This window comes from Pontibacter diazotrophicus (genome assembly GCF_003367245.1).
Lineage (GTDB): Bacteria > Bacteroidota > Bacteroidia > Cytophagales > Hymenobacteraceae > Pontibacter > Pontibacter diazotrophicus.
The window spans coordinates 1-20,224 of the sequence record NZ_QRGR01000022.1 but is presented as its reverse complement, the minus strand read 5'-3'; the positions used below and the strand labels follow the sequence as shown (position 1 = coordinate 20,224).

Genomic DNA, 20,224 nt, shown 5'->3' with positions numbered 1-20,224 from the left:
GAAAAGGTGTGTTATACTTCAAGTGAAGCTGCTTTAGCATTTGTTTAAATGGCCTATACATGTATAAAGCATAGATTACCAACGTAATGTCTTTTCTTTTCCTCCTTGATTTGCTAAATTGAGTGTATACCCACCTTATCTCTGATAATTATGGAGCTTCAAGTCAATGGTAATAAACATACCGTCAGTGCCGCGTCTGATACAAGCCTGCTTTATGTGCTGCGCGATGAACTGGATCTGACGGGCAGCAAGTATGGTTGCGGGGAAGGACAATGTGGCGCCTGCACCGTTCTAATGGACGGCAAAGCTGTTCGTTCCTGCCGTGTGCCACTCAGTGCAACACAGGGCAAACAAATTACCACGATAGAAGGACTGGAAAAAGAGGGGCAGTTACACCCTGTGCAGCAAGCATTCCTGGATGTGGATGTTTTCCAGTGCGGGTATTGTGCGCCGGGCATGATCATGTCTGCTGTGGCCTTGCTGGAGACTAACCCCAGGCCGTCTGAGGAGGAGATTGTGGCACATATGAACGGCAACATCTGCCGCTGCGGAACATACCCCCGTATCGTCAAGGCCATTAAAGAAGCTTCGAACGCATAAGCAGGTAAGGAAATGGAAAAAGAAACGGACGCAGATATAAAAACTAATCAGGAGCAAGGTCAGCCCACACCTGATAACGGCAACCAGTTTAGCCGCAGCAGGCGCAGGTTTTTTAAGCTCTTAGGTGGTGGTATTGCCGTAACCTTTGTATTGCAGGATGCCTTCGCTCTTTTAACTGACCCAGAGAATGCCGCTGTCCTGCAACAAGCCTCGCCGAAGAAAGTAGGGGCGTGGATCCACATAGGGGAGAACGATATTATTACGGTGTATACTGGTAAAGTAGAAGTAGGGCAGAACATCCGCACCTCTTTGGCCCAGGTGGTGGCCGAAGAACTTCATGTGCCAATGGCCTCTATTACCATGGTAATGGGCGATACCGATCTTACGCCTTATGATGCAGGAACCTTTGGCAGCCGCTCCACGCCGAGTATGGGTCCGCAGCTAAGAAAAGCTGCCGCTACTGCCCACGCAATGCTGCTCGACATGGCGGCACAGCAATGGAAGGTAAATAAAAGTGCACTTCGGGTTGCTGATGGGAAAGTCATTAATACAAAAAACAATAAGTCATTGAGCTTCGGGCAGATCACAAAAGGGAAGCAACTGTTGAAAGAAGTATCTGAAAGCACTTCTTTAACCCCTACTGAGAAATGGAGAGTCGCCGGAACATCAGTGCCTAAAGTGAACGGGAGAGAGCTGATTACCGGTCGCCACAAATTCGTTTCCGATTTAAAACAGCCTGGCATGCTGTACGGAAAGGTGTTGCGCGCTCCCGCTTTTGGAGCAAGCCTTGCCACTGTGGATCTGTCTGCAGCCAAAGCAATGCCTGGTGTGGTAGTGGTGCATGAGGATGATTTTATAGGTGTTGCTGCTCCCGATGCCCAGACAGCTGCTAAGGCAATTGAAGCGATAAAGGTAAGCTGGAACAATACAGAACAACCCTCCCGCTCCAACATTTTCGATTACCTGAAGCAGCACGCTAATGATGGCCGTGGTGGCAGAGGTAGTAGCGACAAAGGAGATGTAAAGCAAGGTATGGCGGCAGCTTACAAAAAGCTGGAAGCCACCTATAACGTGGACTATATCGCCCATGCACCTATGGAGCCACGTGCCGCTGTGGCACAATGGGAGAATGATAAACTGACCGTCTGGACAGGCACTCAGCGCCCGTTTGGGGTACAGGATGATCTGGCTAGCAAGTTTAATCTATCAAAAGAAAAGGTGCGGGTAATCATGCTCGATACCGGATCAGCCTACGGTGGTAAGCACAGCGGGGAAGCTGCCGTGGAGGCGGCACGACTGGCAAAGGTGGCACAGAAACCCGTTAAGCTCACCTGGACCCGTGAAGAGGAATTTACCTGGGCATACTTCCGGCCGGCAGGTGTAATAGAAGTGAGTAGCGGTGTAAAGAACGATGGTACCTTAATTTCCTGGGAGTTTCATAACTATAATTCCGGCCCGTCCGGTATCCGGACGCCCTACGAGGTGCCTAACCAGCAGATACAGTATCACCCGGTGGAGTCGCCGCTATATCAGGGCTCTTACCGGGGGCTGGCCTCTACAGCAAACATTTTTGCCCTTGAGTCACAGATGGATGATCTGGCGAGCCTGGTGAGTATGGACCCGCTGGAGTTCCGGCTGAAAAACCTGCAGGAGCCACGGTTAAAAGCTGTTTTTGAAGCCGCCGCAGAAGGCTTCGGCTGGGGAAAGACAAAACCTGCCCCCAACCATGGCTACGGCATAGGAGGCGGAACCGAAAAAGGGGGCTTCACGGCTACCTGTGCCGAAATTGCTGTAGACCCCGGAACCGGAGATGTTAAAGTTGTGCGTACGACTACTGCTTTTGAGTGCGGAGCCATCATCAACCCGGAGCACCTCGAAAACCAGATCCTGGGTGCCATTGTGCAGGGCCTTGGAGGAGCCTTGTTTGAAGCCGTGGATTTTGAAAATGGTAAGATTCTGAACCCGCACTTCGCACAGTACAAGGTGCCGAGATTTAAGGACACACCGGTTGTCGAAATCATCATGCTTAACCGGAAAGATCTGCCTTCCGCCGGGGCCGGAGAAGCGCCCATCGTTGGAATAGCGCCTGCCATCCGGAATGCTATTGCCGATGCAACAGGCGTACGGTTAAAGACATTGCCTCTGGTGCCTGATGGGCTGAAAGCTAACCTGGGTGCTCCCTGATGTTTGGCTGCTTATGAGGCTAGACAGAGCCTATACTTCTGATGATGCTATGCCAGGCCCTTCAGGAGATCTCCTATGAGGTAGGCAAGCGAAGCTGCGGCACCTCCCAGCGCTAAAGTTTCTAAACCTGACAGGTACCAGGGCTTGTCTACAAACCGGCTTTTAATGGCACCTATTGCAAAAAAGGCACCCCCGGTTCCGATACTGCTCCACAGGAAGGGATTTGTGAAAGGATATTGAGAAAGGTAGTTCCATAGAAAAGGAGTGATGGGTATGAGTCCCACCAGGAGGAAAGCTGTAAAAGTGGCCAGTGCTGCCCGCCAGGCAACTACCTGGTTCAGTGGTAAATCATACTCTTCCTGCAACATCGTGTTTGCCCATTGCTTCTTGTTTGAGGTAATGATTTGAACGGCCTCCTCCAGGATATCCCCACTGAAGCCTTTGCTGGCATAAATCTGCCGTATTTCTTCTTTCTCACCTTCAGGGTATACCTCTATGTGGCTTTTTTCTTCTGCTCGGGTTTTCTCCAGCAGCTGCTTCTCGGACCGGACACCCAGGAAATTGCTTACGGCCATGCTAAAGCCATCCGCTACCAGGTTGGCCATTCCCATGATAATGATGATGTGCGTTGCTAAATCAGCACCTACTACACCAGACACCACGGCAAAGGTAGTAACTGCTCCATCTACCGCACCATATACAAAGTCTCTCAGGTAACTATGCGATTTCCCCTGCGCCAGGCGCTTCCGTATCTTCTCGGGTGTATGCGAAGCCTTGAGCTGTTGTAGTAAATCAACTTTCATGATGGGTAAAATCGAGAGGTACAGACGGAGGTAGAACTAAAATACTTTTCTCTGGATTGAATCTGTTAGAGAAACCTTGCTACCAGAAAGCAATGCACTACAGACGTGCCTGAACAAAAGAAGTATACGAATGCTGATAGCCGATAAAAGTGAGCGTATGTTGTTACAGGATAGCTTTACACTAAAAAGGTAAAGCTATCCTGAACAAGGGGGGGGAAGAAGCTATTTATCCGGGTTATGCTTCATGCGTTACTTTCTCTTTTTTAGGAGATGTTGTTTTAGCGGGCTTATTATTTTTTCCCTGCTCTTTTTCGGCTGCCAGTATATTCTCAACTCCCTGCAGCAGCGCATCCGGATTAAAGGAGATGCTGTCGATGCCCTGCTCTACAAGAAACTTCGCGAACTCCGGGAAATCACTTGGGGCCTGACCGCACAAGCCTACTTTTACGCCTGTTTCATGGGCCACCTGTATCACATTTCTTATCATGGTTTTTACAGCTTCGTTTTGCTCATCAAACAGCTCGCTAATAGTAGAGGAGTCCCGGTCGATGCCGAGGGTGAGTTGGGTAAGGTCGTTAGAGCCGATGGAGAAGCCGTCGAATATAGCGGCAAACTCTTTTGCCAGCAGCACGTTGCTCGGGATCTCGGCCATCACATAAACTTCCAGCCCGTTTTTACCTCTCACCAAACCAGATTCCTCCATTTGCTTCAGCACCTTTTTGCCTTCCGCTATGGTGCGGCAGAATGGTATCATCAGTTTCACATTTGTCAGCCCCATTTCGTCGCGCACCATTTTCATGGCTTTGCATTCCAGTCCAAAGCCTTCCCGGTAACGGGGATTGTAGTAGCGGGAGGCTCCCCGGAACCCAAGCATCGGGTTTTCCTCTTTCGGCTCAAACTGCTGTCCTCCAATCAGGTTGGCGTATTCGTTTGTTTTAAAGTCACTCATGCGCACAATCACGTCTTTCGGATAAAAAGCTGCGGCGATGGTGGCAACAGACTGCGCCAGTTTCTCCACGAAGTAGTCTTCTTTGTTTTCGTGATGGTGCGTCAGGGTTTCAATCTGTTCTTTCACAGCATCGTCTTTCAGCTCGTGGAATTTCACCAAAGCCATCGGGTGAATCTGAATGCTGTTGTTGATGATGAACTCCAGCCGCATCAGCCCCACACCTTCATTCGGATAATAGGAGAGTTCGAAAGCCTGGTCAGGGTCACCAACTATCAGCATTGCCTTTGTTTCAGGGGTGCCCAGGGTCCCGAAGTCAAGTTCTTCCTCTTTCCAGTTGAGCTTGCCATCGTATACCAGGCCGTTCTGGCCGTCGGCGCAGGACACGGTTATCTCCTGCCCGTTCTGGATAACTTCTGTGGCGTTTCCGGCTCCTACCACAGCCAGTGCGCCCATTTCTCTTGCCACGATGGCTGCATGGCTTGTGCGCCCGCCTTTGTTCGTGATAACGGCAGATACTTTTTTCAGAATCGGGTCCCAGTCGGGGTTCGTGATGTCTGTAACCAGTATTTCGCCAGGCTGCAGGAGGTGCGACTCCTGGGGAGAGCTTAGCAAACGGGCAGTCCCACTGATGATCCGGTGACCGATAGCTTTGCCGCTGGCGAGCTGTTTACCTGCTTCTTCCAGCGTAAAGGTTTTTCTGGTAAGCTGTCTTTCCTGCTGGCTGTGTATGGTTTCCGGCCTGGCCTGCACAATAAAAAGCGCACCTGTTTCGCCATCCTTGGCCCACTCAATGTCCATGGGGCGGCCATAGTGTTCTTCAATCCGCACGGCCCACTCAGCAATTTGGGTTATCTCACTATCTGAGAGAACATATGCTTCCTGCTTCGCGGCTGGCGTTTCGATGTTAACAGTTGGTTGATCAGGGTTGTTTTCTGAATAAACCATGGTAATCTCTTTGGAGCCAATCTTCTTGCTCACGATGGCTTTCTTACCTTGCTTGAGTGTAGGCTTGAACACGTAAAACTCATCCGGATTCACGGTTCCCTGCACCACATTCTCGCCTAATCCCCAGCTCCCGGTAATAAAAACAACCTTATCAAAACCCGACTCCGGATCAAGGGTGAAGCATACGCCCGCGCTGGCCAAATCAGAACGCACCATTTTCTGTACTCCTGCCGAGAGGTACACTTTCAGGTGATCAAATCCGTGGTCGTGCCGGTACTTAATGGCCCGGTCTGTAAAAAGAGACGCATAGCAGCGCAGGCAGGCTTTCAGCACCTGCTCTTCTCCGGATATATTCAGGTAAGATTCGTGCTGCCCGGCAAAGCTTGCGTCAGGCAGATCCTCAGCAGTGGCACTGCTTCTTACAGCCACCTGAACCTCGGAGCCATACTGCTGGCACATATCTTTATAGGCAGTTCGTATGGCCTGTTCTACGCTATCCGTTAATTTGGCCTGCAGCACAAGCTGTCGTATCTCGGCACCTATCTCCTGCAGGTTAGTGAAATTAGCTGTATCCAGCTTCGATAGGCGCTCCTCAATTTTTTCTGTCAGGTTATTGCTCTCCAGAAACTCCTGGTAAGCCCGGGCTGTGGTGGCGAAGCCGTCAGGCACACTGATATTGTCAGCAGCCAGACTTCGCAGCATTTCACCAAGGGAAGCGTTTTTGCCCCCAACGTCAGCAACGTGCTGCATTGTTAATTCTTTGAATGGGATTGTGTAAGTAGACATAGCTGGACGTTTATATTAGATTGTGCTTATTCAATATTGTTTTGTGCTTCTTTAGTATAGGTATACTCGGGATAAAGCAAAGTGTTTAAGGGAGTTAGAGTATTTAGGGAGAGGAGATGTATGTCGTGGTTTAACTGAAAAAGCGGGAGAATACTCCCGCTTTTTCAGCTTCAAAGTTTACTTTAATCAATCTGAATTGCTTTCTTGTTGCCAGCGGTTGCCTCTTTTTTCTTTGGCAGCGTCAGCACCAGAATGCCATTATTGTACGCGGCTTTTATAGCGTCTGCGTTTACACTTGCTGGCAGTTCAAAAGAGCGTGTAAAGGAGCTGTAGTTAAACTCTTTGCGTGTGTAACTTTCGTTTTCCTCATTTTTTTCATCCTTGCGCTCAGCCGAAACAGTGAGGATGTTGTTGGCGATCTCCACCTTAAAGTCTTTTTTATCCATGCCCGGAGCGGCCAGCTCTACTTCAAAGCGGTTATCTTTCTCCTTGATGTTGGCAGAGGGCGCCTTCTTAATACCTTTAAAGAAGGAGTCGTTGTCGAAAAAGCGGTCCAGGTCCAGCATATCAGTAAGCAGGGAGGACATAGGCTGCAAGCCGTTGTTTTTTGATTTTACCAGTGACATTTTTTTGTTAATTAAAGTTAAACATAAGGAATATGGCTATTTCTGATTTTGTCTTTTGTAGTGCGCGAAAAGCACCGGCAGGTACGTGTGGTATGCTTTTTCCTGAAAAGCATCTACGTTGCGCAGGTGCTGCCAGGGATTTTCTGCATGGTAGCCCAACACCAGCATATCCGCTCTTCGCTCGCGGGTAAACTGGCTGATGCCTTGTTCGATGCTGTTATGTAAAATAATGTGGTAGTTTACAAGCTTATAGGTGTTCCAGGCTTTTAGAGGAAATATCTCTTCTTCTGCCACCGCACTGGCACTGGCTCTTTCCTTCGGCAGTACATGCAATGCGTGAACCTCGGCATCAAACAATTGAACCAGCCGGTGCACCAGGCCAGTATCCTGGTAAGGTTCCCCGGTTTTGTCTACAGCAAACACAATTTGTCGGAAGGGCTTAAAGGCAGCCTGCTGCGGCACAACCAGGACAGGGCAGGTGCTCTTCTCTATTACATGGGCTGCTACCGTGCCGGAGAAAATATCCCGTAGCGCATCAGCCGCTTCGTTTCCTATTACTACCAAGTCTACCTTTTCCTCCTGTATCAGGGCCGGAATGTTCTCCTTTGCCTCCCCGTGTTTTACCAGTGATTCACAGGATACCTGGTTGGCAGAGTTATAGGCAATGCGCCGTCTTACTGCTTCGAGTTTGTTTATGTACCCGTTTCTGTCTTCTAACTGGGTAACAAGCTGAGAGTGGCAGTCATCTTCTGAAGGAGCCTGTACTGCGGCGGCAGAATTTGATATGTTGTGGAATAGCAGCAGGCGTGCGTTCAGAAACTGGGCCAGTTCATAAGCATATTTAGCAGCATTCTCAGAGCACTGTGAAAAGTCTGTTATACATAAGATAGTTTTCATAGCTAAGCGATTGGATTTTGAAGTATAATGATGTAAGATTCCGTTATAAATCATTTATATGTTATGATTAAGGTCAGTTTCAGACATGATCTATATCTGTTTGCCGGAGCTACAGGAACAGCTTTGACCAGGTGCATTTTCAAAAGTGTTGGTACAGGATATTCGAAAAAGGCTCGAACAGAAAGCGATATTTTCTTCCCGCTGATATTGCTGTAGGGGCGTGTATATCTGTTGGCAGGAGGTAAACGAAGGGTATGCGAGCTGTGACTTGGGAAGGTACCGTAATTTGCCAATGATGAAAATGAGGCTTTGCAAAGGTTAGTGATATCAGTCTTGCTGAGCGATGATCTGTGTCATATTTATTGTCATTTGGTTAGCGTAGTTTTGTGTATCAATTAATTCAGACACAGATAAAAGCGCTAACTATGTTAATTGTAAAAGATTTAAACAGACTACATAAAGGGTTGATGAACAGTAGCACCTTATTGATGAAAAAAGTTAGTGGGGGCTTAGAGTGCTCTTTTTTAAGAGAAGGCTTTACAAATAATGTTGTTTTGATAAAGGATGATGTCCTTGCTGAAGCGTTAATTAGCTCAGGAGTGAATGGTATTATAGCAGGGGTGGATTTGCTGGTGTTCAGAAGCGCATTTAACACCTTCTCATTACGGGTAAAAGCCAGGAAGCTTTACCAGGAGCTACATGCCTCTCTTCCTGCTGCCAACGCAGCCATGCTGGATGCCATAGCGGCTTAAGCAGCTGTTTATACCCGCTGCGATAGGTTTCTGGTTAAGCCTGGGTTATAGCCTCAGCTGTAATTTATTATCATCAGAAGGAATACAAAAGTCCGTTTTACTGCTCATTATTTTAGCAGTAAAACGGACTTTTGCATATATGGAAAAAGAGGAGGCTTTCTGTATATTAACATACTTTTAAAGATGCAGACTGGTGTTAAGGACTTTATACCACCTGTATCCGTAACAACAGTGGACTAAGCGGTTATAGCGATATATCATAATGAATAATTGGTACACAAAAACGAAAGATGAGGTTTTAGCTGAGCTGAATTCATCAGTCAATGGCATTTCGGATGCTGATGCCGGTGAGCGGCTGAAGAAGTATGGCCCAAATAGTCTGGAGGAAAAAAGGCAGAAAAGCCCCCTCAAAATGCTGTTTCAGCAGTTCACAGAAACTATGGTGGTTATTCTGATTGCAGCAGCACTACTTTCCCTCTTTCTTGGCAAATACACTGAAGCCGTGGCTATCCTGGCCATTGTGCTGCTTTTTGGGTTTCTTGGGTTTATTCAGGAGTACCGGGCAGAGCAGGCGATGGCTGCTCTTAACCGAATGGTAGTGCCCAGGGTGAGGGTGAGGCGTAACGGAACAGTGAAAGAGATATCCGCAAAAGAACTTGTGCCGGGAGATATTGTGGAAGTCGAGGCCGGAAATGTAGTGCCCGCAGACCTTCGTGTTTTAGATTCCTTTAATCTGAAAGTGCAGGAAGCCTCTCTGACAGGTGAGTCTGAATCTGTAGAAAAAGACACAGCCCCCATTACCAAAGAAGATGTGCCTATAGGTGACAGGAAAAACATAGCTTACATGGGAACCCTGGTAACCTATGGAAGAGGGGTGGGAGTGACTGTTTCTACCGGCATGGGAACCGAACTAGGGAACATAGCCAATCTGATAGCAACCGTTGAAACAAAGAAAACGCCACTGCAGGAAAGGCTGGACAAGCTTGGCAAAATGCTGGCGCTGTTTGGTGTTATTGCGGCAGCCGTTATTTTCGGCATTGGCATTCTTTTAGGTGAGTCAGCCGCAGATATGTTCCTGACGGCTGTGAGCGTTGCAGTAGCTGTCGTTCCCGAAGGTCTTCCTGCCGTGGTGACCATTACGTTGGCGCTGGGTGGGCAAAGAATGCTGAAGCGGAATGCCCTTATCAGGAAGCTACCCGCCGTGGAAACACTCGGCTCTGTTACTGTTATCTGCTCCGATAAAACGGGTACGCTGACGCAGAATAAAATGACGGTTACGGTAGTAGAACTGCCAGAGCACAGTATCGATTTCAAGCCTGCAGCCACAACAGAATTCGCAGGACAAGCGGCGGCGGCCCTTGATTTCGCCCTCGCTGTTTCAGTATTGTGCAATGATGCCACACTGGAAAAAGGTGGTGCACCTGGTGAAGAACAGGTAATCGGAGACCCTACAGAGACTGCCTTGTTAGTAGCAGGAGCTAAAAGAGACATTCATAAAGATGACCTGTACCAGACCTTACCAAGAGTGAATGAAGTCCCATTCGACAGTGATAGAAAAAGGATGTCTACCATTCATAAAGTGGAAGGGGCTTTACCTGAATATTTGCAGACTCTCCCGGATACACCTTTTCTTCTCTGTAGTAAAGGTGCTCCTGATTCTCTTTTGACTGTTGCTGATTTTGTGTGGGTGAATGGAAAACAGGAGCCGCTGAACAATGAGTGGAAGGAAAGGATTTTAGGAGCGAACACGAAACTGGCTGAAAACGGGATTAGGGTGCTGGGGCTGGCTTTTCGTATGGTGGAATCGGCAAACGGTAACGAAGACATGGAGAAAGGACTCACCTTTATTGGGCTTACGGGTATGATCGATCCGCCACGGGAGGAGGTGAAGACTGCAGTTGAGAACTGTAAACTGGCCGGGATTAGGCCCATCATGATTACGGGAGACCATCCGCTGACTGCCGCAGCCATTGGCAGGGAACTTAAATTTTCAGAACAGTACGATGCCGTGTCAGGAGAGAGGCTGCACAAAGCAGATGAGGAGGAGCTTTTTGCATTAGCTGAAAATACCTCGGTGTATGCACGGGTGTCTCCGGAAGATAAGCTTCGGATTGTAAGTGCTCTCCAAAGGAGAGGAGAGGTGGTGGCCATGACTGGTGACGGGGTAAACGATTCTCCGGCTTTGCGAAAAGCCAACATTGGCGTAGCCATGGGAATAACGGGAACAGACGTGGCCAAGGAAGCTGCCGACATGGTGTTGCTGGACGATAACTTCGCAACAATTGTGGCTGCAGTGGAGGAAGGAAGGGTAATTTTTGACAACCTGCTTCGGTTTATAAGATTCTCTCTTGCAGGAAACGTTGGGAAAGTCCTGATAATGCTGGTGGCACCTTTTTTCGGGATGGTGATAGCCCTGCAGCCTTTGCAATTACTATGGCTGAACCTGCTGACCGATGGTTTGCTAGGGCTTGGCCTCGGAACTGAGCCCGCTGAAGAAGACACCATGAGGAGGCCGCCAAGAGACCCGGAGAAAGGAGCGCTGGAAAAAAGCGACATCATTCCTTTAGGTGTAGTCGGGGTGACCATAGCTGCTGTTTCGTTAGGCTTGGCTTTGTTTTATTTCAACCCTAACGAGCCGGAAGACCTTACCTGGCAAACCATGATTTTTGCTACCATAGGATTTGCACAGGTCTTTCAGGCGCTTGCTTTGCGCTCTTCAGCCCATTCCGCATTTGCCATTACAACCAATAAGCTGATGGTTCTGGTAGTTGTTTCTTCTGTTTTATTGCAGCTGGCAGTCATCTATTTACCTTTTATGAAAAGCTTTTTCAGACTTGTGCCTTTACCATTAGAAGACCTCCTGATTTCAGTTGCTGCGGGAAGTATCGTTTTCTTTGTTATAAAGATTGAGAGAAGGTTCTTCAGGAAATAAGGAACAATAAGGACAGCGCTTCTCAAACATTAGTTATGATTGAGAAGCGCTGTCAAAAAAGCATTATTCAGAGCAGCTTTATACTATTTCATTCCAGCAGTACATGCAGCAAGCTGTAGCATTTCAGCATAAAAGCCATTACCGTTTTTCAGCTAACTTTGTCATAGCGTTTTAAGCGCTTTCGCATATGCAGACATCCAACATGACTCCACTTAAAGTGCGCTTTCTGCTTGGTATGAGGCCGCCTGTGGGGTGGTATCAAAATCGGAGCTTTTAGTCTCTCGTGAAGTGGTGGTACCTGGCCAGGTGAAGGTGAAAGCGGCTCCTCCCAGTGGGCTCTCATTCACAATGATTTCTCCCCCCCGCTCTTCCACTATTTTCTTCACAATAGACAGGCCTATACCCTGTGAATCTTTTCTAGTGGAGTTGCCCTTGTCAAACAGCCGGAAGATTCGCTTCCTGAGTTGAACCGGTATTCCAGGGCCGTTGTCAGAGATGCTCAGGAGGCAGGTGTTTCCCTTTTGCAGGCCTTGCACCAGCACGCCTGGTGCTTCTTTATCATTATGCTTGAAGGCATTGCTTATCAGGTTTACGAACACCTGCAGTACTTTTGTCCTGTTCCCACGGACGGAGGGCAGTTGCCCGTCCACATCAAGCCGTCCATTTGACGGAATGTGTACAAGTTTCCGTACCTCTGCTATAATCAGGTTCAGGTCGATATCCTCCTCTGCGCTTTCGCTTGTGTCTGCTTTTGAGTAGGCGGATACTTCTGAGATCATCCTGGTCATAGACTCCAGGCTCGTTTTCAAAGCTGAAATATACTCTACCAGCTTATCGCTTTTTTCAGTGGGTAGTTCCCTTGTCATCAGCTGGACCAGCGCATGTATGTTGAGCAGGGGTGATTTGAGGTCATGGGCAATCATGTAGCCGAACCTTTCCAACTCAGTGTTGACTGTCTTCAGTTGCTCGTTTTTCTTCCGCAGGCTGTGTTCCAGTTCCTTTTTCTCCGTAACATCCCGTATAGTGGCAATCACCAACTTGCGGCCGTTCGCCTCAAAAGGTGCAAGGGCAATGTCTATGTCTACTTCAGTATTGTCCTTTCTGAGGCCGAGAAACTGCTTTCCTACACCCATATTGCGCACCTCCGGGTGTGAAAAGTAGTTACTAAAATGCATATCATGCTTTCCTCTGTACCTGTGTGGGAGCAGCATGCTGAGCTTTTGCCCTATCAGTTCCTGAGGATAATAGCCAAAGAGGGATGTAATGCGATCATTGGCACCCACAATCTGAATTTGCTCATCAACAACAATAACGGTGTCTGGCAGAAAATCTGCCACCTGCTTAAGAGACACAAATGTACTTTTCATTCCTTGGCTATTCCCCTTCTTTTTTCTTTCCTGAAAATATATAAATCCAACTATGATAAAGTTAAGTTGATTTTGTTCTTAGAAAAATGACAATTATCAACTGGGAAGGAATTGGGTATTTATCGACTATAATTAAGTGTTTATACGATAAGCCAGTTGTGAGTATTAATACTGATGTTAGCAGCCTCCTATTCTTTGTGTCGGCTCACTTTCTCTTACAGCGTTGGTGGAGAATGTTGAGAAGGGCTCTCCCGGTAGAATAACATTTACTGGGGTGATTTTAGAAGGTAAGAAAAGCAGCAACACTGAAATAGAATTCCAATGGACTACTGTAGGGGTTTTGACAGGTAGACTTTCATATTGGCAGGAGAACAAGCTAATTAGTGTAAAATATTTCTCTCCCTGTTGTAGAATAGCTCCAGTAGATGAAGATTACCAGCGCTTAACTGCCCTATTTTAAGTGTATGCGGCTTGGAATAACTGCATATAGAAGAAATATGTTCTGCTTCCTTCTCTTAAAATTAACTGAGTTCCGGCTGTTAAATTATTGAATAACAGGATAGAGACAGGGGAAGCTTTACAGTTCCGAACCAGTATTTACATAGCGTGGCCATTGTATCTACCAGCGAAGTGAAACTGGCTGGTTTGGTTATAAATGAACTTACACCTAGACTATAGGTTTTCAGAATATCCTCCTCGGCTTTGGAGGTGGTTAGCACCACAACCGGAATGCAACGTAAATGCTCGTGCGATTTTATTTCTATCAAAGCCTCCCGTCCATCCTTCCGGGGCATGTTCAGGTCGAGGAGAATAATATTCGGAGCAGGAAACTCCTCTTTTTGAGAGAACTTGCCCCGGTGAAGCAGATAATCCATCAACTCTTCCCCATCCTCTACAAATTTAATGGTGCAGCCGGCATTGGCCTCTTCCAGAGCTTCGGTTACCAGCATACGGTCTTCGGCATCATCGTCAGCAAGAAGAATGATTGATTTTGTGTTAAAGTCCATGTGAAACTCCTATATCTTCAGAAACAAAAAATTAACAAGGCTCTTTCAGGTCCGGTATAATGGTATAAATCACCTGTAAGGATGACCAACGTCATCAAATGTTAAATTATTATGCGTGTACTTTGTATTACAAGTGTGGCTAAGCTAATATGCCATCATGGGAACTGTCTTACACATGGCCTTTTTGCTGTGCACAGAAAATGCGGCTAACTGTTACGAATAGCCAGTACAGTTTGTAAGTGTTGGCCGCTGCCTTGCTAATCTTAAGAGAATAGCTAGGGCAGGCAAAGTTAATTAAATCACAGCGAATGTACTCTTTTTTAAGGGATGAAAAGAGCAAGATTTTTTAGGATGTTTTGTTCCAGCACTAATCCGGATTTGTGGAAGAGTTGGCTATAAGGGATAAAGGTGTAGTTGGAAAGTAAAATTAAATTCACAATAATAATTAACTATGGAAAGCCAGTTTGAGCGGTAGGCAAGCTAAGAGTGGAGACTGGCAAAAATGTAATTTACCTATGGAAACTTTAATACAAGAACTTGAGATAAAGCGGCGACTGCTACAGGAGTGCAAGAAGGTGCTTAACCTACAGATTAAAGCCGCAAAAGAAGCGATGGAAGACGCGCAGCAAAGCGCAAAAGATAGCCAGGGAGACATGATGGGTGATCTGGAGTCTTTCCGGGAGAGTTGCCAGATTCAGCGGGATATGTATGCCCGCCAACTAGATGAACTGATGACTACGATGGCAATGCTGCGCTGGATAAACGCTACAAAGGTGAATATAAAGGTGTCGCCGGGGGCGGTAGTTCGGACAGAATTGCATAACTATTTTATAGGAACCAGTATCTGCGAAATAAAATTAGAAGAGGATTCATATTATGCTGTCTCTGCCATGTCCCCGTTATACAAAGCAATGGCAGGTAAAGCTACGGGTGAAACCTTCACCTTCCGGGACAGGGAATATAAAATACTGCAGGTCTATTGAAATCTTCAGTTATTAGAGCCTGTTTATGTTTTGTTTTTGAAAGCGCTCATTTGCATCTCGGAGAACAAACTTAAACTTTTCCAGCTAGAGGCAATAGGAGAGAGGGTGTCTAGAAAGGCAGCCTCTTTTTTATTGCTTTTTGTCTTTACGAGTCAGCAGGCATGCGACAGCATTTATGCTTTCAAAGCGTTTCAGGCTGCTTTTTGCCTCGTACTAATCAGGCAAAACAGCTTGGAGGGATACTTTTTCCTCATTTGCTGGAGCATGTATTTAAAAAGAAAATAATCCTCCTTTTCCCTATCCAAGGGTTTTAGGTTTTTTCTGTAGTCTAACATGCTCAGGAAGCATGGCGTGTCGTTGTATAACATGTACTTATATATACTATGAAACAAGCCCCTGGCCAGCATGGCGTCCAGCACACAATTTAATTCTTCAAATACGGCCTTTGCCTTGTTGTCTTCGATTGTCCGCTGAATATTCATGCAAAAATATATTTGTAAAACCCAAATCTTCGTAAAGGTAGGAGCTATAAATCAATGAATAAATGATATTCATCATGTTAGGCAGGAATTCAGCAAGCGTTTTGCATCAGAGGCAGCGTAGGCCAGTAGATTGACAGAATTTTTCATGCTGCTGCAAACAGAAAACAGCTGGACAAGATATTAAGCTATGGTCGTTGGCTGGAGGGACATAGGTGGAGACATCAATTCAAAATGCGCTTGAAAGTGACTTAAGATTAAGAAACCTAATCCTATCTAAAAGCACAAAGCAGCATGTATAAGCCATGCTGCTTTGTGCTTTTAGATGAGCTGATAGCTACTAATTCTTTTTCTTCAACATCTTTCCGGCTCTCTTACTGCTAAATTGAGTGCCCTCCTTTACTATTTGCCCGTTGATAATCACATAGCGGAACCCGGAGGCCAGTTGGTGTGGATTTCCATAGGTGGCATTCTCCTGGACTTCTGACGGGTCAAAAAGTAAAATGTCTGCTTTATAGCCCTCCCTGATGATGCCCCGGTCTTTTAAATCAATCGTTTCTGCGGGCAAGCCGCTCATTTTCCGGACAGCTTCTGTCAGTGTCAGCAGGTTTTGGTTTTCAACGTAAGTCTCAATTACTTTGGCGTAGGTGCCATAGCCTCTGGGGTGGTGCATGGTAGGGCTTCCATCGGTACATACCATTACATGTTGGTTCTTCAACAGGGTTTCCTGCAAGGTCTCGTCCATTACAAAGTAGGCACCGCTGGCGCCGTAGGGGCCAATATCGTCCATGAGCACATCCTGGAAAGGCTTATCCAGTTCAGTAGAGACCTGAGCAAGCGTTTTTCCTTTATAGGGTCCAGAGCCAATCAGGGTTGCCTCAGGCCCATTCCGTAGCATCACCCTGTTCTGGAGGTAGGTGCCCAGTGCTGCCCTTTTGGTTTTCAGCACTTGCTGGTAATCGTTTGGCCTCTGGGCCCACTCCGGAAACAGAATGGCAATGCCTGTATAACTGGCGGTGTAAGGGTAGAAGTCTGCGGTAACCTGTATGCCGCTTGTTCGTGCGCTGTCTAGCAGTTGCAGGACTTCTTCCGCCCGTTTTTGCCCTTTGCCAAATACTACTTTCATATGCGACACATGCACAGGGCAATACCTCCCCTGTGCCAGCAACTCCCGGATGGATGCTTCCACAAAGGCGTCATCTTCGTTGCGCATATGGCTCATTATCAGCCCCTCTTTTGCGCCAACCACTTTCGCCATCCTGTTCAACTCTGTACTGTCTGCAATATACCCGGGGGTGTACTCGAGGCCGGTCGTCATACCAAAGCAACCTGCATCCAGGGCATTTGCCAATAGTTTCTCCATGGCCGCTAATTTCTGGTCAGAGGGCACTGAGTCATATTGTATACCGGAAAGCATGCGCAGGGTACCGTGGCCAGCAAACATGGCAATGTTTACAGCAGGTGCTTTTTGGCTGACTTTTTCCATCCAGATGCTGATATCTTTTTCCTCCGGGCTAAAACCATCCTGACCCAGGCAAATCGTGGTAACACCCATCGAAAGAAAATTCTTGAATTCAGGTGTTTCCAGGGGATCTCCATGTGCGTGCGTATCGATAAAGCCGGGTGTGAGCACCAGGCCGTCAGCATCTATCGTTCTGCCAGCGGAATAGGTGGAGGAGGTGTCTCTGTCTATCAGCGCAATGGAGTCGCCTGATACCAGCAGGTTGGCCACATAAGGTGCCTGCCCGGTTCCATCTACCACAGATGCCTTTCGCAGCAGCAGGTCATAGGTCTGCGCATTTCCCTCCTGCTGGCATGATACCAGCAAGATAGCCAACAAGGTATAAGCAAATATCTGCTGCGCTTTTTTTAAAGTCTTCTTCATCGTTCTCAATTGTTGGATTGTCTTTCTAAACATCAGTAGCTCCTGTAATAAAGGAAGAATGGCTGCTTCTGGTGTTTGCACCATTGCCTTGAACAATTTATAATAGCGTCGTTCTTTGTGACGGATAATTGCACGGGTGCGGCGTTATGATTCAATATATCGTAATTCAGTTGTTCTACCAAGTGTTGCTACCGTAAAACAGCAGCTTTTACTTGAAATATCTTCTTGATTTAGTTAAGTTTATATGCAGCTGTATCCTATGAACAGTTTTGTTAATGAAGCATCCGCTATGAAAAAAACGATAACTACTGCTATACTTGCCATGGCAGGTTTCAGCGCTTTCGCTCAGTCAACTGTTCCCTCTTCTGAGGTACAGGTAAAATCTGCTGTGCTTGCTGCCCCTGCCGATAAACGGGCAGAGGCCACTGTATACGGTTACAACACGAACGGTGAATTTGTCTTGCTGCGGAAAGGTACAAACGGAATGGTCTGCTTAGCCGATGACCCTAATCAGAAAGGTTTCTCAACTTCCTGCTATCATCAGGACCTGGAACCGTTTATGACACGTGGGAGGGAACTGCGGAAAGCCGGTAAAAGTGCGCAGGAGATTTTCGACAGCCGGGAGCAGGAAGTGAAGAGTGGGAAGTTGGTGATGCCGAAACAGCCTTCTACTTTGTTTGTGTACGGAGCTCCGGATGAAAACTTTAATCAGACCACCGGTGAGGTGAAGGAGGGGTATCTGCGTTATGTGGTGTATATCCCGTATGCCACCTCCGAGAGCACCGGTTTGCCTCTTAAACCAGATGCTCCGGCTATGCCCTGGATCATGCATCCGGGAACCCATGGTGCTCATATTATGATTAATCCTCCCAAAGACAAAGCAGCGCAGTAAGGCTGCGCTTTCCCAAAATAATTTTATCAGCTTGGCTACCGGGATTATATCCGTGTTAAACCAAAGCTTCTTTAACTGAAGCTTTCAGACCACTTGCCAGTAATCGTCTGTCTGGTTTTGCAGGATAGCAGAAAAGGCGTTGCGGGCCGGAAGATCCAGGTAGGGGTAGGTGACTTTGGAGAGAAAGAGCCCCTGTGGATAAGCCGGACTAAGGGCTTTAGGTGCTTTTTCCGTGGCCAGGTAACTTTCAAACTCTGCCACGCTTAGTGCACCTGTGCCTACCTGGAGCAGTTTTCCCACCAAAATCCTAATCATCCGGCTAAGGTATCTGTTCGCCGAAATCTGGAAGCGCAATTTATCGCCATTTTTATCCGAGAGCCATCTGGCAGCGGTGACGTGGCAGATGGTGCTGTCGTGCTCCGCCGGTGTGAGGCATAAAAACCTGTAGTCGCTGTACAGTGGGAGCAGGGAAGTGGCCGCGGCCATTGCGCCAAGGTTCAGGTTGTTTAGGAGGTAAAGAGAGCTCACGCTGCTTAAAAAGGGATCTTTGTAGGTATGAATATAATAGTCGTAGCTCCTTTGTGTAGCATCAAATCTTGCATGGGGCATACCCACCATGGGTATAATGTCGAACACGGCAATATCAGGCGGTAAGACTTTGTTCAGCCGGAAAAGCATGTCGAACGCCCATGGCTTTTCTACATCCAGATGAAAAAAGAACTGGCTGGCATGTACCCCGGCATCTGTTCTGCCACATCCCACAATAGCGACAGGTACTTTCAATATTTTTAGCAGGCAATCTTCTATTGTCTGCTGTACATTAACCCCATAGGGGTGGCGCTGCCAGCCTCTGTAGTTGGTGCCCTTATAGCCAATATGGAAAAAGTATCTCAATTCCTGTTCAGTTTTTATCAATGGCTAACACGTTCACAAGATAGTACGAGTGGCTTTAAACCATATACTTTTTTCCCTGTTGTTAAACTAATGTTACCTGGATGTGCAGCAGGTAACTGCTGCTATCAGGCAGAAAATATGCGGATACGGGACGAATAAAGGGCTGTACTATCATTTTTTGCTGCTGCACGTACAGTTCCTGAAAACATAGACATAAAAGGAGTAATAGTAACACATACAACAAGATGAATAAATTATCTGCCACTATACTACTGGTAGGAGCCATGGTGCTGTTTCTTCTCCTAGCAGGATGCCAGTCCCAAACTGATGCGCAGGAAGAAGAAGCCCGTTCTACAGCGGTAACCGAAGAAGAACCATCCTCTCAGAACAATACCGGGCGGGAAACACAGCCACAAATCCAACTGGAGGTCAATATATCCGAACGTGAGTTATATGTCTTCCGTAACGGAGATACTCTCCGGACGCTTCCTGTTGCCGTAGGCAGCTCAGAATATCCAACGCCCACTGGTGAGTTTGAGATTGACCAGGTTGACTGGAACCCTGACTGGACACCACCTGAAAGTGAATGGTCAGAAGACGAAGAATACACGCCTCCTGGCGACCCGGATAACCCTATGGGGCGGGTAAGAATCGTGTACAACATGCCTTACACCATACATGGCACAGAGGAAACGGAGTCGTTAGGTAAGGCCGTGTCTCATGGCTCCATCAGGGTTGCAAATGAGGAAGCAATTGAACTGGCAAAGCTGGTGATGGAAGCGGGTGGTGCAGCCAAATCAGAGGTGTGGTACGACAGTGTTTTGGCAAGCCCTACTGAAATGGAAACTGTGACGCTGCAAGAGCCGGTTCCGCTCACAAACAAGCAGTAGTCTTTTTTTAGCCCTGATTCTACTTATTGGTGGTATTTAAAAAGATTTCCATATGCCACCAATAAGGAAAAGGCTTCGTCTGCATATAACAAGAAAAAGAGCTATACCGTGAAGCATAGCTCAAAAAGTTGATTTATATTTTACAGGTTCCTGGTTAAAAGCCTTTGTTGTCTTTGCAGGAGGTCTTATACCAAATAGTATGAAGGTTATTCCATAGCTATTTTAACCTGCGCGACAGCCTTTTTGATGTAGGGATATCCAGTCAGGGAGGCTATTTGCTGTGAGGAGTAGCCCTTGGCGGTGTTTTCTATCCACTGCTCCAACTCTCCTTCATCCTTGAAGTTGTTGAAGGC

15 protein-coding genes are annotated in these 20,224 nt (G+C 47.1%); 7 read left to right on the top strand and 8 right to left on the bottom strand.

Annotated features, from left to right (window positions below; genetic code table 11):
• Positions 1-150 precede the first annotated feature (150 nt).
• A complete protein-coding gene (locus DXT99_RS18605; protein ID WP_115567095.1) occupies positions 151-600 on the top strand; it encodes a (2Fe-2S)-binding protein in 450 nt (149 codons plus the stop codon).
• Between the two features lie 12 nt (positions 601-612).
• Positions 613-2,784, top strand: a complete 2,172-nt coding sequence (locus tag DXT99_RS18600; protein WP_115567094.1) for a xanthine dehydrogenase family protein molybdopterin-binding subunit — start codon at positions 613-615, stop codon at positions 2,782-2,784.
• A gap of 47 nt (positions 2,785-2,831) precedes the next feature.
• Here DXT99_RS18600 and DXT99_RS18595 read toward each other — a convergent pair whose 3' ends face one another.
• From DXT99_RS18595 to DXT99_RS18580, 4 genes are all read right to left on the bottom strand, one after another.
• A complete protein-coding gene (locus DXT99_RS18595) occupies positions 2,832-3,587 on the bottom strand; it encodes a VIT1/CCC1 transporter family protein (RefSeq protein WP_115567093.1) in 756 nt (251 codons plus the stop codon).
• A 235-nt stretch (positions 3,588-3,822) separates the two neighbouring features.
• On the bottom strand, positions 3,823-6,267 hold the full coding sequence (gene ppsA / locus DXT99_RS18590) for a phosphoenolpyruvate synthase (RefSeq protein ID WP_115567092.1): 2,445 nt from the start codon (positions 6,265-6,267) through the stop codon (positions 3,823-3,825).
• Between the two features lie 182 nt (positions 6,268-6,449).
• Entirely contained in the window at positions 6,450-6,893 is a 444-nt protein-coding gene (locus tag DXT99_RS18585; RefSeq protein WP_115567091.1) for an Hsp20/alpha crystallin family protein, read from the bottom strand.
• 36 nt (positions 6,894-6,929) lie between these two features.
• Positions 6,930-7,790 (bottom strand): universal stress protein, encoded by an 861-nt coding sequence (locus tag DXT99_RS18580; RefSeq protein ID WP_181885173.1) that lies wholly within the window; start codon positions 7,788-7,790, stop codon positions 6,930-6,932.
• Between the two features lie 488 nt (positions 7,791-8,278).
• On the opposite strand from DXT99_RS18580, the gene DXT99_RS18575 reads away from it, so the two are divergent.
• Both DXT99_RS18575 and DXT99_RS18570 read left to right on the top strand, forming a co-directional pair.
• Entirely contained in the window at positions 8,279-8,542 is a 264-nt protein-coding gene (locus DXT99_RS18575) for a hypothetical protein (RefSeq protein ID WP_147294251.1), read from the top strand.
• Positions 8,543-8,804: 262 nt separating this feature from the next.
• Positions 8,805-11,474, top strand: a complete 2,670-nt coding sequence (locus DXT99_RS18570) for a cation-translocating P-type ATPase (protein ID WP_115567088.1) — start codon at positions 8,805-8,807, stop codon at positions 11,472-11,474.
• 212 nt (positions 11,475-11,686) lie between these two features.
• On the opposite strand, the gene DXT99_RS18565 is transcribed toward DXT99_RS18570, so the two are convergent.
• Entirely contained in the window at positions 11,687-12,841 is a 1,155-nt protein-coding gene (locus DXT99_RS18565; protein WP_115567087.1) for a sensor histidine kinase, read from the bottom strand.
• A gap of 539 nt (positions 12,842-13,380) precedes the next feature.
• Positions 13,381-13,848 carry a response regulator gene (locus DXT99_RS18560; RefSeq protein ID WP_115567086.1) on the bottom strand — a complete coding sequence of 156 codons (468 nt, stop codon included), beginning with the start codon at positions 13,846-13,848 and terminating at the stop codon, positions 13,381-13,383.
• Positions 13,849-14,363: 515 nt separating this feature from the next.
• Here DXT99_RS18560 and DXT99_RS18555 point away from each other — a divergent pair.
• Positions 14,364-14,831: a hypothetical protein gene (locus tag DXT99_RS18555; RefSeq protein WP_115567085.1), complete on the top strand. Its 468-nt coding sequence runs from the start codon at positions 14,364-14,366 to the stop codon at positions 14,829-14,831.
• An 819-nt stretch (positions 14,832-15,650) separates the two neighbouring features.
• Here the strand turns inward: DXT99_RS18555 and DXT99_RS18545 are convergent.
• Positions 15,651-17,195, bottom strand: coding sequence for an N-acyl-D-amino-acid deacylase family protein (locus DXT99_RS18545; RefSeq protein ID WP_115567083.1), 1,545 nt, complete (start codon positions 17,193-17,195; stop codon positions 15,651-15,653).
• Between the two features lie 289 nt (positions 17,196-17,484).
• Between DXT99_RS18545 and DXT99_RS18540 the strand changes: the two genes are divergently transcribed.
• A complete protein-coding gene (locus DXT99_RS18540; protein WP_115567182.1) occupies positions 17,485-18,087 on the top strand; it encodes a hypothetical protein in 603 nt (200 codons plus the stop codon).
• A gap of 84 nt (positions 18,088-18,171) precedes the next feature.
• On the opposite strand, the gene DXT99_RS18535 is transcribed toward DXT99_RS18540, so the two are convergent.
• A complete protein-coding gene (locus DXT99_RS18535; protein WP_115567181.1) occupies positions 18,172-18,981 on the bottom strand; it encodes a tRNA pseudouridine synthase A in 810 nt (269 codons plus the stop codon).
• A gap of 245 nt (positions 18,982-19,226) precedes the next feature.
• Here DXT99_RS18535 and DXT99_RS18530 point away from each other — a divergent pair, with 245 nt between their 5' ends.
• A complete protein-coding gene (locus DXT99_RS18530) occupies positions 19,227-19,871 on the top strand; it encodes a L,D-transpeptidase family protein (protein WP_115567082.1) in 645 nt (214 codons plus the stop codon).
• Positions 19,872-20,224 lie beyond the last annotated feature (353 nt).

Bases quoted from the DNA above. Each gene is read 5' to 3' on its own strand.
- DXT99_RS18605 (WP_115567095.1), top strand. From the start codon at position 151: ATGGAGCTTCAAGTCAATGGTAATAAACATACCGTCAGTGCCGCGTCT.
- DXT99_RS18600 (WP_115567094.1), top strand. From the start codon at position 613: ATGGAAAAAGAAACGGACGCAGATATAAAAACTAATCAGGAGCAAGGT.
- DXT99_RS18595 (WP_115567093.1), bottom strand. From the start codon at position 3,587: ATGAAAGTTGATTTACTACAACAGCTCAAGGCTTCGCATACACCCGAG.
- ppsA (WP_115567092.1), bottom strand. From the start codon at position 6,267: ATGTCTACTTACACAATCCCATTCAAAGAATTAACAATGCAGCACGTT.
- DXT99_RS18585 (WP_115567091.1), bottom strand. From the start codon at position 6,893: ATGTCACTGGTAAAATCAAAAAACAACGGCTTGCAGCCTATGTCCTCC.
- DXT99_RS18580 (WP_181885173.1), bottom strand. From the start codon at position 7,790: ATGAAAACTATCTTATGTATAACAGACTTTTCACAGTGCTCTGAGAAT.
- DXT99_RS18575 (WP_147294251.1), top strand. From the start codon at position 8,279: ATGAAAAAAGTTAGTGGGGGCTTAGAGTGCTCTTTTTTAAGAGAAGGC.
- DXT99_RS18570 (WP_115567088.1), top strand. From the start codon at position 8,805: ATGAATAATTGGTACACAAAAACGAAAGATGAGGTTTTAGCTGAGCTG.
- DXT99_RS18565 (WP_115567087.1), bottom strand. From the start codon at position 12,841: ATGAAAAGTACATTTGTGTCTCTTAAGCAGGTGGCAGATTTTCTGCCA.
- DXT99_RS18560 (WP_115567086.1), bottom strand. From the start codon at position 13,848: ATGGACTTTAACACAAAATCAATCATTCTTCTTGCTGACGATGATGCC.
- DXT99_RS18555 (WP_115567085.1), top strand. From the start codon at position 14,364: ATGGAAACTTTAATACAAGAACTTGAGATAAAGCGGCGACTGCTACAG.
- DXT99_RS18545 (WP_115567083.1), bottom strand. From the start codon at position 17,195: ATGAAGAAGACTTTAAAAAAAGCGCAGCAGATATTTGCTTATACCTTG.
- DXT99_RS18540 (WP_115567182.1), top strand. From the start codon at position 17,485: ATGAAAAAAACGATAACTACTGCTATACTTGCCATGGCAGGTTTCAGC.
- DXT99_RS18530 (WP_115567082.1), top strand. From the start codon at position 19,227: ATGAATAAATTATCTGCCACTATACTACTGGTAGGAGCCATGGTGCTG.